Below are 16,291 nucleotides of genomic sequence, written 5' to 3'. Positions count from 1 at the left end.
TTTCGCTCGGGAGACCCAGCATGCTTGATCAATCCGACGCATTTCGCCGTCAAGGTTACCTCGTATTTGAGAACGCATTGAGTGATGAAGAATTGCAGATGCTGCGCGGCACCTGCGACGCGCTGCTCGAAGAGCCAGCACATGATGGTGGCGGGGACGTGCACAAAATCGGGCTGGGAGACGCGCGTCGCTTTCTGCGCCACCGGCACGCCGAATTTCCTCGGCTCGAGGATTTCCTGCTGGGCAGCAAAATCGCCGAGATCACCAGTGCCTGCGGAATTGAAGACCCGATGTTGTTCAATGAACAATTTGTGGTCAAAGGGGCAGGCAAAGGGGCAAGTTTTGCTTGGCATCAAGACGGGGCGTATGTCGGTTTTGATCATGTGCCTTATCTGACCGTATGGATCGCAGTAGACGACGCAACCGAAGAGAATGGCTGCGTTTACATCCTGCCACGCGATATCGATGCCGAGCCGGGACTGGACCGGCATGAGTGGCAGGATGATAGCAACGAGCTCAACGGATATTTTGGCACAGAAACAGGAACCCCGATGACCTGCAAAGCCGGTACTATCGTGGCATTTTCAAGCCTGACACTCCATAGCTCGGGCGCGAATACAACGGCTGACCCGCGACGGGCGTTCGTTTGCCAGTACTCCTCAGGCCCGATCATCGATCCGGAAACCAATGCCCCAAAACGGTTTGCGAAACCGCTCAGGGTTTAACCTGTCATCTGAAGGGGTACATCCACCCTTTGTAATCATTGACCAGAACATGCGCTCTTTCGATCTGCTCCGTCGACATTTTCTTGACTACTTCTTCAAGGCTGATCGCGGCATCGGGATCGCCACCAATGGCGCTGAGCGTGTACCACATATAGGCTCGCACCAGATCGGGGGCGGGCATGCCCAGACCCAGCTCATAATACCAGCCGATGCCGGATTGCGCCCCAGGGTGACCTTTGAGCGAGGCGCGCAGATACCACTCAAACGCGCGCTCATAATTCTGCTCGACCCCAAGACCCAGCCCGTACATCACACCGATCAACTCTTCGGCTTCGGCATTGCCGGATCGCGCGGCTGGCATCAGTTCCTCGCGCGCGGCTTCAAACTCTCCGGCCTCCATCAGATCGCGTGCTTGTTCCAACTCGGCCAGCGCTGGTGTCGCAAGCAGACAAAGGGCAAATACAAACTGACGCATGGGGTTGCTTTCCTCTTGGCCGGGGCCGCGGCGGCTCAGGATTTGCCGCGCCCGCTGACGGATGATGATTTCATTCCCTTTGATATGGAACAGGCCGCCATTGGTCATCAACTGTTTTACGATCCGATCCTGTCGGGCAATCAGAACATTTCTTGTGCCCATTGCCATCATCCGGATTTAGGCACCTCGGACGGGTTGTCTCTGGGCATCGGTGAGGGCGGGCAGGGGCTTGGTCCTGACCGCACGCCGGGGATCGGAGCGGACAAGATCCGCAAGCGCATTCCACGAAACTCGCCGGGTTTGTGGAATCTAGGGGCCAAGGATCTCCATACGGTTTTCCACGATGGTCGCCTCAGCATATCGGATGTTTATGGCAATGGCTTTAACTCGCCTGCGCAGGAATGGCTGCCGGAGGGGCTGAATTCGCTGTTGGCAGCGCAGGCGTTGTTCCCGTTGACGTCGCAGTTCGAGATGGCCGGGAATGTGGGTGAAAACGAGGTCACAGGCGCCGTGCATGACCGGATCGACAAGGGATGGCCCATCCTCGCCAAACGCGTACGCACCGATCCCCGCTATGGCCCAGCTATGGTCGCGGCTTTCGATGAGGTGGAGACGACCGAAGACATCACAATCACCCAGATCGCAAATGCTTTGGCCGCCTTCATGGCACTGGAATGGCGCAGTACTGACAGTGCGTTTGACATATACTTGGCCGGAGATCGCGCGGCGCTGTCGCCGCAGCAAATTGATGGCATGACGTTATTCTTCGGTGAGGCAGGATGCTCGGGCTGCCATTCAGGTCCCTTGTTGTCGGATCAGAAGTTTCACGCGCTGGGCCTGCCCCCCTTTGGCCCGGGCAAGACCCGACAGTGGGACCCCTACGCGCGTGACGTCGGTCGCATGGGCGAAAGCGACCGGCTTGAGGATACCTATCGCTTCCGCACCCCGATGCTGCGCAATGTGACCGAGACGGCCCCGTATGGGCACAATGGTGCATTCCCCGATCTGGAAGGTATCATTCGCCACCATTTGAACCCGTCTCAAAGCCTCGCCGAATGGACCCCAGCGATGGCCGCTCTGCCAGATGTACCATGGCTCATGAATGTGGATTTCATCGTCTGGCAGGACCGGTTCGAGATGGCGCGCCAGCGCCAGAAGGTTGATGTTGAGCCGCTTGAGTTAACGGATGCCCAGATTGATGATCTCGTGGCATTCATGAGTGCGATGACAGGGACGACGCTGGATACGCCTCTGTTTGGTGTGCCAGAGGGGTTTGAGCCCTAGAAATTCCGACGAACGTCATTGGATATTTACCTGAAATCTCATAATGATCGGTGCAAAATAACCGCCGAAAGCTCCAATGCAGTACCATAACAAGCCCTATGATCAGCTACAGGTCGGCGACACTGCCGAGTTGACCCGGTTCTGTACTGAGGATGATTTTTACGCCTTCGCATCGAACTCCGGCAATCACAACCCCCTTAACCTGGCTGACGAAGACGGGGATGGTGACAACACAAACGAAGCGATCGCGCCCGAGATGTTTCTTGGGGCGCTTATCTCTGCCGTTCTGGGGAATATCCTTCCGGGTGCGGGGACGCTGTATAAATCACAAAGCTTGGATTTTAGTGCGCGGGCTTACGCCGGCGAAGAACTGCTGGCCCGAGTCACGGTGATCGAAAAGCGCGACAACCGCGAAGTGGTTTTGCAAACGCAGGTGACTCGCCCCCGTGATGAGGCGTTGATCGTTTCGGGTATCGCGGTCGTGATCGCGCCGGAAAAAGAGATGTCGTTCAACGAGATTGAGGTCCCCGGACTGGTGGTTGAGCGGCACAGGCATTTCGATGCTCTGCTGGATCGTTCGCGCCCGCTGCCCCCGATCCCCACGGCCGTTGTTGCGCCGGAAGAGCCGAACTCGCTAGGGGGTGCATTGCTGGCCGCGCGGGAAACCATCATCAAACCGATACTGATTGGAGACCCTGACAAAATCACGGCAGCCGCGCTTGAGGTCGATGTGCCGCTCGGGGATGTTGAGATCGTTCCTGTTCACGGCCATCTGGAGGCCGCCAACAAAGCGGTCGACCTTGTTGCGGATGGTAAGGCCGAGGCGCTGATGAAGGGGCATCTACACACCGACGATCTGCTGCGCGCAGCCCTTCGGCGCGAGGGTGGATTGCGCGCTGGCCGCCGCTTTACCCATGTCTTTGTCATGGATGTGCCGGGCCAGCCGCATCCCCTGCTGGTGACCGACGCGGCGATCAATATCGAGCCGGATCTGGAAACCAAGATCGACATCACACAAAACGCGATTGATTTGGCAATCTCAATCGGCATCGGAGCGCCGAAGGTTGGTGTTCTGTCTGCGGTCGAAACAGTAAACCCCGCAATCCGGTCTTCGATCGATGCAGCACTGCTGTCCAAAATGGCCGAACGCGGCCAGATCAGGGGCGGTCTGGTCGACGGGCCATTGGCTATGGACAACGCGGTCAGCCTTGCAGCGGCGCGGACAAAGGGCATCGTCTCGGAAGTGGCCGGGCGGGCGGATATTCTGGTCGTGCCCAATCTGGACGCGGGCAACATGCTGGCCAAACAGTTGACCTATATCGCCCACGCCGAGGCTGCAGGCGTGGTTCTGGGCGCACGTGTTCCGATTATCCTGACCAGTCGCGCAGATGACGAGAAGGCGCGGCTGGCGTCTTGCGCAGTCGCAGCCCTGCACGCGGCGCGGATGTCGGGCAAGATATGATGGACCATATTATTACGCTGAACTCGGGTTCGTCCTCGTTGAAGTTCGGGCTGTTCGCATCGGGTGAAACAGACCCGATCCTGATTTGCTCGGGAGAGGTGGAACGCATCGGCAGCCCTGCGGCACGCATCAAAGCGGAGACCACGGATGGCCGTGTGCTTGCCGATACCGTTTCTGAAGAGTTGCGAGATCAGGCCAGCGCGCTGGACTATATTCTGGATTTGCTACAGCAGCAGTTCCCCTCGGCACGCGTCGCGGCGGTGGGTCATCGTATCGTGCATGGTGGCCCGGACAATGACCGCCCCATTCTGCTGACCCCCGAAAGCATGCAGATGCTTGAAAAGCTTGAGCCGTTCGCACCACTGCATCAGCCCTACAACTTACAGGGCGCGCGCACGGCAATGGACAGATTTCCGGACGCTAGGCAGGTCGCCTGCTTTGACACGGCCTTTCACCGACATCACCCATGGGTCAATGACACGTTTGCTTTGCCGACTGAATATTATGACATGGGCGTGCGGCGTTATGGCTTTCACGGGCTGAGCTACGATTATATCTCGGATCATCTGGCCAAAACGGCGCCGTTGATACATGGCGGACGCGTGGTTGTGGCCCATCTGGGCAACGGTGCCTCGATGTGCGCCATGATCGGAGGTCGCTCGGTCGGCTCCAGCATGGGGTTCTCGGCCATGGACGGTTTGCCGATGGGGACGCGCTGTGGTCAGTTGGACCCAGGCGTGGTGCTGTATCTGATGGACCAGCAAGGCATGACCGCGGATGAGATTTCCGATCTTTTGTATCGCAAGTCGGGTCTGCTGGGTCTTTCGGGCATGACGAATGACATGCGCACGCTCGAGGCCTCGGACACACCGGGCGCGCGGAATGCGATCAACTACTACACTTTCCGCATACGTCGTGAGTTGGGCGCCTTGGCCGCTGTTCTTGGCGGCTTGGATGCAGTGGTATTTACCGGCGGGATCGGAGAGAATTCGACCTATATCCGCGACCGTATTTGCACCGATATGGGCTGGTTGGGCATTGAACTGGATCATGATGCCAATGCGGATAACCGCCGGGTCATATCGACTGACCTATCCCGAGTGAACTTGATGGTTATTCCCACGAATGAGGAATTGGTGATCGCGAGGGCCGCTGCGGAGCAAGCCGCGTAACCCCTATTTTTTATGGCTTTGGGCAAAATAGATACCCAAAGTGGCGCAAAAAATCCCCGTACTACGGGAATCCCCCAATTTCGCGATCCGCACAGCTGCGTTAACTTTCTATTAACCACCGGGCCAGTGTGCCCAACCACTTTCACTAATTTCCCCCGATGAGGGGCTGGCTTCTTACCCCCTTGGCCGGCCCCTCAGCTTTTTTTGGGGCTATGGCTGCGATGCCGGGTTCTGCAGGATCTGCCGAACAAGTGAGGGCAAGTTGGCGCTGTCGCGATAGCTAAGCGTGTGCGGAAGCTCTGATACCGGTGATTTGCGGTATCCCTCTTCGAACAACAAAAAAGGCACCTCTGCGCGCTGTGCAGTTTCGGCATCAACCTCGCTGTCTCCGACGAAGATGTGCGGACCAGCTGCTGGCAAGGACTCAAAGCTGGCATGCAGATGCGCGGGGTTGGGCTTGCGAATATCCAAGGTGTCGCCGCCAAATACGGTGTCGAAATAAGGCTGCAGCTTCAATTCGCGCAACACATGCCGCGCGGGCGCTTCGGGTTTGTTGGTGCAAACCCCAAGAACACAACCCATTTCGCGCAGGTCTTCCAGTGCTTCGAAGACCCCGGGGTAGACGACGGTCTGGTCGCATGCGCCCGCATTGTAGTGCGCCAAGGTTAGCTGCGTCAGCTCTGCGTGCCGTTCCGGTGCGAACCCGCAATGTGTCATCACGCGCTCGACCAGTTTGGGCAGGCCGTTCCCGACGAAACTGCGGATTATGTCATCGGGTAGGGCGGGATGCCGCTGATCATCCAGCATGCGATTTGCTGCAGCGGCGATATCGGAAAGGCTGTCTACCAAGGTGCCATCCAGGTCAAATACAACAACTGCTGTCATCTGCGAATCCGTCTTTGTCTGTTGATGATCAATGCCTAGGTCGCAATGCGCGACGGCGCAATGGAATGCGGAACAATCGGTTTGAAAACTGTGGCTTGACAAATCTTACTATTTTTATCAGATTAAGGGAGTGAATAGTTAGCCAACCCTATTCAGGGTCAGCCAGATCAAGCGAAACAATCAGATAGGCCCCGTGCCAACGACGCTCTGGAGATGCCCCGATGAATATGCAAACCCCCTCGACGACCCAAAGCTATGCTGTTTCGATGCTTCCGGCCCACAAGGCCGAAGTCCTCACAAATGGCGGCAATCTGGCCCATATCGAGCTGGGCGATCAGCTCTATACGCTGCGCATCACCCGCGCCGGCAAACTGATCCTTACAAAATGAGCACACCATCTTCGCGCGGCGGGGCGGCTGTTGGTCGCCTGTCCGACCTGAACCCTGTTGAGGCAAGCGCAGTCATGTATTTGCGTCTCTGGGGCGATGGGGTCGAAGGCCGTTCCAATGCGGCAAGCGACTTTGATATCGCGCTGGGTGCAAATCAGGGCCGGGCCACGATGCTGACGCTGGACCGGCTGTGTTCACTGTGCGCGCATCACGGTCGCAGACCGCTGGTGCGACATGGTTTGGGCTGTGCATGCCTGGGTGCGGACGAGAACTGCTTTGCCCAGATGATCGGGGCCGCCTCGGAAGGTGCGCGTGAAGATGCGATGATGATGGCTTCGTTGATAGTGCGGCCCGATTTCGCCCCTGCCTTGGCTTCGCTGTCCGAGGAACTGGGACTTGCATTGCGTCGGATGACCGCCGCGATCCCATTGCCGACGACCGGGCACCAACCCCCACTTTCGGTGCTCCACTGATCTGCGATAGCGATGCCCCGGCCATTTTGCCGGGGTATTGTTCTTAGCAACAGCCGCAACCCGCGTGATGATGATCGTGATCGCACACGAGGGCAGGGCTGTAGTCACCGACTTCGCCCAGCACCTCTCGCAGCGCCCAAAGGATCATGTCCACGTCTTCTGCCTCGATCGTCAGCGGTGGGCGGATTTTCAGGATATTGTCCTTGGGCCCCTCGCTGCCGATCAGAATGCGATGATCGCGCATCCGGTTCTTGACGTAACTGCAGATATCGCTGCTTTCCGATCCGTCAGGGTTGATCAGTTCCACCCCAAGAAACAGACCCATCCCGCGCACATCGCCAACGCAGGCAAACTCTGCCTCGATCTGTTTGAGCCCGTCCATTAGGCGAACGCCCATGGCGCGCGCGTTCTCCTGCAGCCCTTCGTCATCGACAATATCCAAAACTTCCTTCCCGATCCGGCAGGACAGGGTTGAGCCGCCGAAGGTCGAGAAGAACTCGATCCCGTTGTCAAAGCTTGCGGCGATCTCCTTGGTTGTGACCAGAACGCCCAATGGATGACCGTTGCCGATGGGTTTTCCCAAGACCACGATGTCAGGCAGCGCGCCTTGGTGTTCAAAACCGAAATAGTGCTCGCCCAGACGCCCGAGGCCGGTTTGCACTTCATCCGCGATACAGACCCCTCCGGCAGCGCGGATCTTTTCATAGACCGCAGGCAGATAGCCCTTTGGCGGGATGATCTGCCCCCCGACCGAGGGGAAGGTTTCTGCGATGAAGCCCGCAAGCCCATGGCCTTTCGCTTGCAACGCGGTAATCGCGGGCTCCACAAAATCCGCGAATTTTGTGGCGCGGTCCGGATCATCGCGCCGGAAAGAGCCGCGATAATCATCTGCGACCTCGACCAACTCAACCCAATCAGCTTGCCCGACCCCGCCGGGTTTGTTGAACTTGTAGGCCGAGATCGCCACCGCCGCGTTTGTGTTGCCGTGATAGCCGTGATCCGGTGTCACGATCCCTTTGGCACCGGTATGGGCGCGGGCCAAACGTAGGGCAAGCTCATTGGCCTCAGTCCCCGAATTGACGAAGAAACAGACCTCAAGGTGATCCGGCAATTTCGACAGTATTTTGTCGGCAAAGGCGGTTTGCGCCGGGTGTAGATAGCGGGTGTTTGAATTCATGCGTTTTAGCTGATCCGCCGCAACCGCCTGAATACGCGGATGCGCATGACCCACATGCGGAACATTGTTGTAAGCATCCAGATAGGGCCGCCCCCATTCATCAAACAGGTGATGTTTCCAGCCTCGCACCAGCATGACCGGATCGTCATAGGTCAGGCTGAGATTACCGCCAAAGTGATCGCGCCGATCCTGCAGGATCGCTTGCTTGTCTGTCGGACGATAGAACACCTTGTCATCCGGCAGGTTCAACAGCGCGGCAGGGTTGGGGCAAACAGCATGCCACAGCTCCAGCTCATCCGGGTCAGCAACGCCGGGCCAATCGGCCTGCATCCCATCCGTGGTCAACGCCAGTTGGAAATGCACATGTGGTGCCCAGCCGCCGTTCTGGCTGGCATCCCCCAACCGGGCAAAAGACGCACCCTGGGCCACCGGATCGCCGGGTTTCAACCGCGCACTGACCTCTGGGTCTAGATGGCCATAAAGAGTATAGAACGCATCGCCTTCGGGGGTTTCGTGATGCAGGATCACGACGCCACCGTAATCGAGATGCGCGTCCCTGTTTTCAACCGCCTCGACCCGACCGCTGAGCGGCGCATGCAGCACTGTTCCGGCAGGTGCAAATACATCAACGGCCAGATGCACCGTGCGCCGATCCGTCGCTTTCCAAGGGCCCTTGCGGAACCCCGGTTCGGCATAGATCAGGCGAGGTTCACTATAGTAGCCTAGCCAAAGGCCTTCTCCGAACTCTTCCCCAACCCGCGCCGCCTCGGCCAGCGGCATGTGGAAAGGATTCTGCGGCCATGTTGATTCCTCTACGGATAATGAGCCCATAGGCACATCGCTTAGATCCTGCCCGAACATCTGCGCGAAATGTCCGCGATGGCCCGACAGATACGTGTGGATACGCTCAGCACCGTCCACGACCGGCACGCCACAGGCTGCGCGCAGCCGGGCAGGCATAAGCGCGCCATTGATTGTTTCATTCTCAAGCAATCGCCATGCCGGGGCTTGGCTGATCGTCACATAGGGATCGTCCGGGTTTTCAGCCGCCATCAAGGTCGAATTCACCACAGAGACCGCAAGTCGCATCTGAAGCAGTGGCCAGATCAGATCAATCTCATCCGGACGCAAACGGTTTGCGGCATGATAGCCGCGCACCAGTGCAGCCAGAGCCCGATCAGATCTGGTGTGGTCCAGAACGACATAAGCCCCTGCGATCGCCAACTCGCACACGCGCGGTGCGGCGCACATGTCGCCGAGGTCGATCAGGCCCGAGATGCTGCGGCGTTCGCTCAACTCACCTTCAACAAGAATATTGTAGTCGTTGGCATCGTTGTGGATCGCCTGTTTTGGCAATGCGCACAACCGGTCGTAGATAGCCCCGAAATCCGACGTGATCTGCTGTAAACGCGCCCGCCGCGTGGGATCAGATATTGCATCCAATTGGTCGCCGATCCACCCGGCCTGCGTCAGGTCCCATTTGAAATCAGTGCGGTGCAACCCTTCGTGCGCGAAGCCCTCCAAGGCCCGATCCGTTGCGCCAAGAACGCGGCCAAGTTTCAGGATGAGGTCTTCGGTTTTGGGCGCGCTGCGCGCATAACACTCCCCCGGCATGCGTTCGAGCAACCAAACAAGCCGAGGCTGCCCCTGCGCATCGGGTATCTCAGGCAGCATGGCACCATTCAGATCGGGATGTATGGCGGGAAAGGGTAGGCCTGGTGCGGCAGTGCTGAGATGCTCCAGCGCTTTGATCTGTAAATCCACCAGTGCGGCATCACATCCGGGGCGCATCACCTTTAGTACATAGTCCTGGCCGTTGGTGGCCTTGACCAGAAAGTTGAGGTCATATTCTCCATCCAACCGCGTCAATCGGGCGTCCAGTCCCCAATGTTCACGCAGGCGGCGGGCCCAGAATGTGTTCAGATCGCTCATACGTCACACCACGCCATGTCCAAATTGATCCTCTTCATCTGGCCAGAAATATCCTCGGGGGGAATCGCGCCTTGGCGCGATGGGGGGCAGACAGCCCCCCTTTGCTTAGTCCTGCGCTCGCAGTCGTTTGAAAAGCGAAGACGTATCCCACCGGCCCCCGCCCAGTTTCTGCACATCCTTGTAGAACTGGTCCACAAGCGCGGTGACCGGCAAAGATGCACCGGTTTTGTCCGCCTGATCCAGACAGATTGACAGATCCTTACGCATCCAATCCACAGCGAAGCCATAGTCGAAATGATCGTCCAGCATCGTTTCATGCCGGTTGACCATCTGCCAGCTACCCGCCGCGCCTTGACTGATCACCTCAACGACCGCACGTCCGTCCAGCCCGGCTTTTTCAGCAAAGTGCAACGCTTCGCTAAGGCCCTGTACCAAACCCGCGATTGCGATCTGGTTGCACATTTTGGTCAACTGCCCCGTACCGCTTTCTCCAATACGACGGCAGATTTTTGAATACACATCCATCACCGGTTCTGCGGCATCATAGGCGTCTTTGTCGCCACCGCACATGATCGACAATACACCGTTGACGGCCCCGGCTTCGCCGCCCGAGATCGGGGCGTCGACAAAGGCAATACCTTGCGCCTTGGCCACGTCATACAGCTCGAGTGTGACATCGGCTGAAACGGTTGTGTGATCCACAAAGATCGCGTTGCGGGCCATTCCGCTAAAGGCCCCATCCTCAGCTGTGCAGATCGTGCGCAGATCATCATCGTTTCCAACGCAGGCCATGACGAACTCTGCGCCACTAGCTGCGTCTCGTGGGGTCAGAGCCATTGCGCCACCGTGCTCGGCCACCCAGGCCTCAGCTTTGGTTGCGGTGCGATTATAGACGGCAACCTCGTGGCCTGCGGCCTGCAGGTGCCCGGCCATCGGATACCCCATGACGCCAAGACCAAGGAATGCAACTTTTGCCATGTAATGATCCTCTCCATATTCCGAACCCGGCCTAAGCGACACGGCAGATCGTGAACTTTAGCAGTGACAAAGCAAAGCTTGGGCCAAAGGGCAACCCTGTGTCACGGTTTGCCGCCGAGGTCTTGCAGGATTGGGCAGTCCGGTCGGTGATCACCGGCGCATGCGTCCACAAGATGGCTGAGCGTATCGCGCATCCCCTTGAGGTCAGCGATCTTGGCATCGATTTGTGCCAGGTGATCACGCGCAACCCGCTTTACGTCCGCGCTGGCACGGGTTTCATCCTCGTACAAAGCCAGTAGAGTCCGGCAATCCTCGATGGTGAATCCAAGGGTCCGGGCGCGGCCCAGAAACTTCAGCTTATGGAGGTCCTGATCACGGAACCGGCGATAGCCATTGTCGTCGCGCGACGGCTTGATCAGGTTGATGTCCTCGTAATAACGGATGGTTTTGACAGGCAGACCGGTGCGGGTGGAAACTTCTCCAATATTCATGCGGCAACCTCTTGAGGGGAGTGTTCGCCTCCGACGTCCGGCAAGCTGGTCTGGATACGTCGCAGTCTGAGCGCATTTGAGACAACAAAGACACTGGACAGCGCCATGGCCCCCGCGGCCAGGGCAGGCGACAGCAGATGACCGCCCATCGGGTAGAGTACCCCGGCCGCAACCGGGATCAGCAGCGTGTTGTATCCAAAAGCCCAGCCAAGGTTCTGGCGGATGTTGCGCATTGTGCGACGGCTGATTTCCATCGCATTGGCCACGCCGCGAAGATCACCCGACATAAGCACTACATCAGCCGTTTCGATTGCCACATCGGTACCCGTTCCTATGGCCAGTCCGATATCTGCTGTCGCCAAGGCCGGCGCATCGTTGATGCCATCACCCACAAAGGCGAGCGTTCCGAACTGGCGCTGCAACGTCTCGATTGCTGCAACCTTACCTTCGGGCAGGACTTCGGCGGTGACGTGATCTATGCCGAGCTTGTCGGCCAGAGCCCGAGCCGTTTGTGCGTTGTCACCAGTGACCATCGCCAGCGTTACGCCCAACTGGTGCAGACGTGCCAGCGCCTCGGGTGTACCCGGTTTGATCGGGTCCGACACCGTCAGCGCCGCTGCAGCCTGCCCATCGATTGCAACATAGACGGGCGTTGCCCCATCTGCAGCGCGTGCCTGTGCATGAGGCCGTATTTCACCAAGGTCAATCTTGGACTGCTCCATCAGCCGGTCAGCACCAATTAAGACCGCACGTCCTTCGATCTGCGCACGTAAGCCAAGCCCTGTTACAGATTCGAACGCTTCGACCGCAGGCAAATCCTTGGGACCGGCGCGGGTAATCGCCTTGCCGATCGGGTGTTCCGAGCGCGCCTCGGCCGCCGCAGCGAGGCGCAGCACCTCGGTGTCGTCAAAGCCGTTCGTGGTCATGATGCCTTCCAGTTCCGGGCGACCCATGGTCAGCGTGCCGGTCTTGTCGAGCGCGACCACTTTGGCTTGCTGCAACTGCTGCAACGCATCCCCTTTGCGGAATAAAACCCCCTGTTCAGCCGCGCGCCCGGTACCCACCATGATCGAAGTTGGCGTTGCCAGACCCATCGCACAGGGGCAGGCAATGATCAGCACCGAAACACCAGCCACCAGCGCCAAAGGCAGCGCTGGGGCTGGTCCAAGGATCAGCCATGCGGCGACTGTTAGCATAGCCACAGCGATCACAGCGGGTACAAAATAATAGGTGATCCGATCCACCAATCCCTGAATCGGCAGCTTTGCACCCTGAGCTTGCTCGACCATTCTGATGACCTGAGCCAAAACCGTTTCGGCACCCACATGAGTTGCTCGGATGCGCAGGGCACCGGTACCATTCACCGTACCTGCAACGACCGGGTCGGTTTTAGCTTTGCCGACCGGTATGGGCTCACCGGTGATCATGCTCTCGTCTATGTAGGAGGTCCCATCCAACACCTCTCCGTCCACGGGCACCCGTTCACCCGGGCGGATAAGCACGATGTCTCCGACCACGATCTCGGCGATTGGCCGGTCTTGGGTGGCTCCATCCCGTTCGACCCGCGCGGATTTGGGTTGCAGTCCGACCAGTTTTCGAATTGCCGCCCCTGTTCGTCCTTTGGCGCGGGCCTCCAGCAGTCGGCCTAGCAGGATCAGAACAACGATGACCGCAGCGGCTTCGAAATAGACGTTGGCTGTGCCCGATGGCAACGCCTGTGGCGCAAAGGTCGAGAGCACCGAATAGAGATATGCAGCCCCTGTTCCCAGTGCGACCAGCGCGTTCATATCAGGTGCGCCACGCAGCAATGAAGGGATGCCCATGGCATAGAAGACCCGCCCCGGACCGACGAGCAGTGCCGTGGTTAAGGCAAATTGGATCACATGGCTTGTTTGCAGGCCGATATTTGCGTGAATCCAGTGGTGAAAAGCAGGGATCATATGCCCGCCCATTTCCAACACAAAGACCGGCAAACCGAGTGCAGCAGCGATCAAAGTCGCGCGCCACAAAGCTGCAAGCTCTTCCGCATTGGTGTTGCGGTCTGACTTATCCGCGTTGATTGAGTGCGCTGGATACCCCGCTTCGGCCAGAATTTGGGCGAGCGTCGCTGGCTTGGTTGATCCCTCGGCATACGTGACCGCGGCAGTTTTGGTTGCAAGATTGACCCCAACATCCAACACGCCCGGGGTTGCTTGCAGCACACGTTCGATCCGGCCTACGCAGGATGCGCAACTCATGCCTTCAACATCCAAACGGGTTTGATGGGTTTCAGCCGGATAACCAGCCGCGTCAAGTGCGCTCAGAATCTCAGAAAATGAATCTTCATACGTGACATCCAAGGTATGTGTTGCGAAATTGACCTCTGCCGCGCTGACCCCCGGTACTTTGCGAAGCGCGCCTTCAACCCGGCCCACGCATGAAGCGCAGCTCATACCCGTGATCTTGATTTGTATATGTTGTGACTCGGCCATGCGAGGCATCCCAACTATTGATTGCGCCCTTGATATAAGGGTTCCAGTGACGGGAGGGTCAAGGCCTGGTATCCATATGCGCGCCATCGCCGCATGGGTCCCGACGGGGTGCATACCGATAGGGGCCTCCTTCAGGCCGAAATTTTTGCCGAAAACGTTGCGTAGCATTTGCTTTGGACGCCACGTCACACGGATTGGAACTGCCCGCGCACCCGGGTAGCATTTGGCAAACACCTGATCTGGAGAGCTTTTCGATGTCGCTTTTTACCAGCACAGCCGCTTGGGTTACTGACGAACACCGGATGTTTGCCGAAATGGCGGGCCGCTTCATGGATGACGCGTTGGTGCCCAATACCGAGAAATGGGCCGAGAATGGGGTCGTCGACCGCGAGTTCTGGCAACAGGCAGGAGAGACGGGTCTGATGGCCGGCTCGATTGCTGAGGAATATGGTGGCGTCGGTGGCGGGATGGGATTCGACTCGGTCACCCTCTACGAACAGTCGGCGCGGGGTGACGCGGGCTGGGGATATGGTATCCAATCCATCGTGACCCATTACATCACCGCTTATGGCAGTGATGATCAAAAGCAAAAGTGGCTGCCGAAACTGGCCTCGGGTGAGATGATCGGTGCTCTGGCCATGACCGAACCGGGCACCGGGTCGGATGTACAGGCGGTGAAAACGACGGCTGAGAAGGACGGCAATTCCTATCGCCTCAACGGGTCCAAGATTTTTATCACCAACGGGCAATCCGCTGATCTGGTCATTGTGGCGGCCAAAACGGACAAATCTTTGGGGGCAAAGGGCGTTTCACTGATCGCGGTTGAAACCGGCGGAACTGATGGATTCCGGAGGGGCCGGAACCTCAAGAAACTTGGGATGAAGGGCAACGACACAGCAGAGTTGTTCTTTGAAGATGTCAAAGTTCCAATGACCAACCTACTGGGCCCGGAGGAGGGGCAGGGGTTTTATCAGTTGATGAAACAGTTGCCGTGGGAGCGGCTGACCATCGGGATCATGGCGCTGGGCGCGATCGATTTCGCGATTTCCGAGACGGTGAAGTACACTCAGGAACGCAAAGCCTTTGGCCAGCGCGTAATGGATTTTCAGAACACCCGATTCAAATTGGCCGAATGCAAGACCAAGGCCGAGGTGCTGCGCAGTTTCGTCAATGATTGTATCGGCAAGCTGGAAGCGGGGGAGTTGGATGCGGCGACCGCCTCGATGGTGAAATATTGGGGCTCGGAAGTGCAGAACGAAATCATGCACGAGTGCCTGCAACTGTTTGGCGGTTACGGGTTCATGATGGAGTATCCAATCGCGCGGCTCTATGCGGATGCGCGGGTTCAGATGATTTATGGCGGGACCAATGAGGTGATGAAAGAACTCATCGCCCGCTCGATCGACGTCTGATCAAAATCGCCCCCGCCCGTCGTCGACCTTCCTTGCGGAACGTCTCCTTCGGTTGGGCCGGGCAATGCCCGCGCCTGCCCGGCCCCCCTGCCGTCCGCAGGACGCAAGGCGTAGGCCGGGCAGGGCTTTCAGATAAGCAATGGCGTTGATGCAATGCGTTCCGCCTGCCATTGTGTCGGCGGGCCGTTTAGATCGGAAGGAACAACAGCATGGCTGCCTCCAACAAGGATCGCATATGCGCGCTGCTAAAAAGCATCGAAACCGGCGATCCGGGGCCTGTATCGGTGGTAAACGAAGCGCGGTATATTCAGCACAATCCACAAACTCACGAAGGCAGCGAAGGGCTCGCGGCGTTGTTTAAACGGCTGTCCGAAACCTCTCCGCGCGTGAATATCGTGCGTGCATTCGAGGATGGTGACTTTGTCTTTGCACATACAGAATATGATTTCTCGCGCCGGAACATCGGTTTTGAGGTGTTCCGCTTTGAAGACGGGCAGGCGGTGGAACACTGGGACAATATTCAGAAGCGGCAGGGGCCAAATGGATCGGGGCACAGTATGGTCGACGGCCCGACCGAGGTGCGGGATGCCGCAAAAACCGAAGAGAACCGAGCCAGCGTTCGGGCATTTGTCGAAACGGTGTTGATTGCCGGAAAACTGGGGCGGATGGACGCTTGGCTGAACGCTGCCGTCTTTGTTGAGCATAGCCCCCGTTTTTCGGATGACCTGTCAGCTTTGCGGGTGGCGTTGGCGGAAACAGGCGACGTGAACTATCAGCATCTACATCGCGTATTGGCAGAAGGAGATTTTGTGCTGACCGTGTGCGAAGGGGAGCTTCAGGGCCAGCACACCTCATTTTATGATCTTTTCCGTGTCGCGGATGGCAAGATCGTTGAGCATTGGGATACGGTTGAGACCATTGCACCACGTAGCGAGTGGAAAAACGACAACAGTAAGTTCTAAGGC

The 16,291-nt window shown here is 58.0% G+C and carries 14 protein-coding genes; 8 read left to right on the top strand and 6 right to left on the bottom strand.

Features of this window, described 5'->3' with window-relative positions; translation table 11 throughout:
- Nucleotides 1-20: 20 nt before the first annotated feature.
- Nucleotides 21-725 (top strand): phytanoyl-CoA dioxygenase family protein, encoded by a 705-nt coding sequence (locus tag ACR0NN_RS23245; protein WP_170727371.1) that lies wholly within the window; start codon nucleotides 21-23, stop codon nucleotides 723-725.
- Between the two features lie 4 nt (nucleotides 726-729).
- On the opposite strand, the gene ACR0NN_RS23240 is transcribed toward ACR0NN_RS23245, so the two are convergent.
- On the bottom strand, nucleotides 730-1,200 hold the full coding sequence (locus tag ACR0NN_RS23240; RefSeq protein ID WP_170727369.1) for a tetratricopeptide repeat protein: 471 nt from the start codon (nucleotides 1,198-1,200) through the stop codon (nucleotides 730-732).
- 15 nt (nucleotides 1,201-1,215) lie between these two features.
- On the opposite strand from ACR0NN_RS23240, the gene ACR0NN_RS23235 reads away from it, so the two are divergent.
- The 3 genes from ACR0NN_RS23235 to ACR0NN_RS23225 all read left to right on the top strand — a co-directional run bounded on the left by ACR0NN_RS23235 (nucleotide 1,216) and on the right by ACR0NN_RS23225 (nucleotide 5,118).
- Nucleotides 1,216-2,484, top strand: a complete 1,269-nt coding sequence (locus ACR0NN_RS23235; protein WP_170727364.1) for a cytochrome c peroxidase — start codon at nucleotides 1,216-1,218, stop codon at nucleotides 2,482-2,484.
- 76 nt (nucleotides 2,485-2,560) lie between these two features.
- Entirely contained in the window at nucleotides 2,561-3,946 is a 1,386-nt protein-coding gene (locus ACR0NN_RS23230; protein ID WP_170727361.1) for a bifunctional enoyl-CoA hydratase/phosphate acetyltransferase, read from the top strand.
- A complete protein-coding gene (locus ACR0NN_RS23225) occupies nucleotides 3,946-5,118 on the top strand; it encodes an acetate/propionate family kinase (protein WP_170727357.1) in 1,173 nt (390 codons plus the stop codon). Before ACR0NN_RS23230 ends, ACR0NN_RS23225 begins: the two co-directional genes overlap by 1 nt.
- Nucleotides 5,119-5,328: 210 nt before the next feature.
- Here ACR0NN_RS23225 and gph read toward each other — a convergent pair whose 3' ends face one another.
- Nucleotides 5,329-6,003, bottom strand: a complete 675-nt coding sequence (gph, locus tag ACR0NN_RS23220; RefSeq protein ID WP_170727354.1) for a phosphoglycolate phosphatase — start codon at nucleotides 6,001-6,003, stop codon at nucleotides 5,329-5,331.
- Nucleotides 6,004-6,224: 221 nt separating this feature from the next.
- Here gph and hemP point away from each other — a divergent pair, with 221 nt between their 5' ends.
- Entirely contained in the window at nucleotides 6,225-6,392 is a 168-nt protein-coding gene (gene hemP, locus ACR0NN_RS23215; protein ID WP_170727346.1) for a hemin uptake protein HemP, read from the top strand.
- Nucleotides 6,389-6,865, top strand: coding sequence for a hypothetical protein (locus ACR0NN_RS23210; protein WP_170727344.1), 477 nt, complete (start codon nucleotides 6,389-6,391; stop codon nucleotides 6,863-6,865). Before hemP ends, ACR0NN_RS23210 begins: the two co-directional genes overlap by 4 nt.
- Nucleotides 6,866-6,908: 43 nt before the next feature.
- Here ACR0NN_RS23210 and ACR0NN_RS23205 read toward each other — a convergent pair whose 3' ends face one another.
- From ACR0NN_RS23205 to ACR0NN_RS23190, 4 genes are all read right to left on the bottom strand, one after another.
- On the bottom strand, nucleotides 6,909-9,974 hold the full coding sequence (locus ACR0NN_RS23205) for an aminotransferase class III-fold pyridoxal phosphate-dependent enzyme (protein WP_480685634.1): 3,066 nt from the start codon (nucleotides 9,972-9,974) through the stop codon (nucleotides 6,909-6,911).
- A 105-nt stretch (nucleotides 9,975-10,079) separates the two neighbouring features.
- Entirely contained in the window at nucleotides 10,080-10,994 is a 915-nt protein-coding gene (locus ACR0NN_RS23200) for an NAD(P)-dependent oxidoreductase (protein ID WP_480685632.1), read from the bottom strand.
- A 59-nt stretch (nucleotides 10,995-11,053) separates the two neighbouring features.
- Nucleotides 11,054-11,443 carry a Cu(I)-responsive transcriptional regulator gene (gene cueR, locus ACR0NN_RS23195; protein WP_170727337.1) on the bottom strand — a complete coding sequence of 130 codons (390 nt, stop codon included), beginning with the start codon at nucleotides 11,441-11,443 and terminating at the stop codon, nucleotides 11,054-11,056.
- Nucleotides 11,440-13,914, bottom strand: a complete 2,475-nt coding sequence (locus ACR0NN_RS23190; RefSeq protein WP_170727327.1) for a heavy metal translocating P-type ATPase — start codon at nucleotides 13,912-13,914, stop codon at nucleotides 11,440-11,442. Before ACR0NN_RS23190 ends, cueR begins: the two co-directional genes overlap by 4 nt.
- 254 nt (nucleotides 13,915-14,168) lie before the next feature.
- Here ACR0NN_RS23190 and ACR0NN_RS23185 point away from each other — a divergent pair, with 254 nt between their 5' ends.
- Both ACR0NN_RS23185 and ACR0NN_RS23180 read left to right on the top strand, forming a co-directional pair.
- A complete protein-coding gene (locus ACR0NN_RS23185) occupies nucleotides 14,169-15,326 on the top strand; it encodes an acyl-CoA dehydrogenase family protein (RefSeq protein ID WP_170727324.1) in 1,158 nt (385 codons plus the stop codon).
- A 209-nt stretch (nucleotides 15,327-15,535) separates the two neighbouring features.
- Nucleotides 15,536-16,288 (top strand): nuclear transport factor 2 family protein, encoded by a 753-nt coding sequence (locus ACR0NN_RS23180; RefSeq protein WP_170727321.1) that lies wholly within the window; start codon nucleotides 15,536-15,538, stop codon nucleotides 16,286-16,288.
- The last annotated feature ends 3 nt before the right edge of the window (nucleotides 16,289-16,291 follow it).

The organism is Ruegeria sp. BA2, from assembly GCF_056539605.1.
Note: the sequence above shows the minus strand (reverse complement) of the source record. Positions and strands in the feature narration are given on the sequence as shown.

What these genes read in the sequence shown, in the direction of transcription:
- ACR0NN_RS23180 (WP_170727321.1), top strand. Translation starts at nt 15,536, where the DNA reads ATGGCTGCCTCCAACAAGGATCGCATATGCGCGCTGCTAAAAAGCATC.
- ACR0NN_RS23245 (WP_170727371.1), top strand. Translation starts at nt 21, where the DNA reads ATGCTTGATCAATCCGACGCATTTCGCCGTCAAGGTTACCTCGTATTT.
- hemP (WP_170727346.1), top strand. Translation starts at nt 6,225, where the DNA reads ATGAATATGCAAACCCCCTCGACGACCCAAAGCTATGCTGTTTCGATG.
- ACR0NN_RS23210 (WP_170727344.1), top strand. Translation starts at nt 6,389, where the DNA reads ATGAGCACACCATCTTCGCGCGGCGGGGCGGCTGTTGGTCGCCTGTCC.
- ACR0NN_RS23225 (WP_170727357.1), top strand. Translation starts at nt 3,946, where the DNA reads ATGGACCATATTATTACGCTGAACTCGGGTTCGTCCTCGTTGAAGTTC.
- ACR0NN_RS23205 (WP_480685634.1), bottom strand. Translation starts at nt 9,974, where the DNA reads ATGAGCGATCTGAACACATTCTGGGCCCGCCGCCTGCGTGAACATTGG.
- ACR0NN_RS23240 (WP_170727369.1), bottom strand. Translation starts at nt 1,200, where the DNA reads ATGCGTCAGTTTGTATTTGCCCTTTGTCTGCTTGCGACACCAGCGCTG.
- cueR (WP_170727337.1), bottom strand. Translation starts at nt 11,443, where the DNA reads ATGAATATTGGAGAAGTTTCCACCCGCACCGGTCTGCCTGTCAAAACC.
- ACR0NN_RS23230 (WP_170727361.1), top strand. Translation starts at nt 2,561, where the DNA reads ATGCAGTACCATAACAAGCCCTATGATCAGCTACAGGTCGGCGACACT.
- ACR0NN_RS23190 (WP_170727327.1), bottom strand. Translation starts at nt 13,914, where the DNA reads ATGGCCGAGTCACAACATATACAAATCAAGATCACGGGTATGAGCTGC.
- ACR0NN_RS23185 (WP_170727324.1), top strand. Translation starts at nt 14,169, where the DNA reads ATGTCGCTTTTTACCAGCACAGCCGCTTGGGTTACTGACGAACACCGG.
- gph (WP_170727354.1), bottom strand. Translation starts at nt 6,003, where the DNA reads ATGACAGCAGTTGTTGTATTTGACCTGGATGGCACCTTGGTAGACAGC.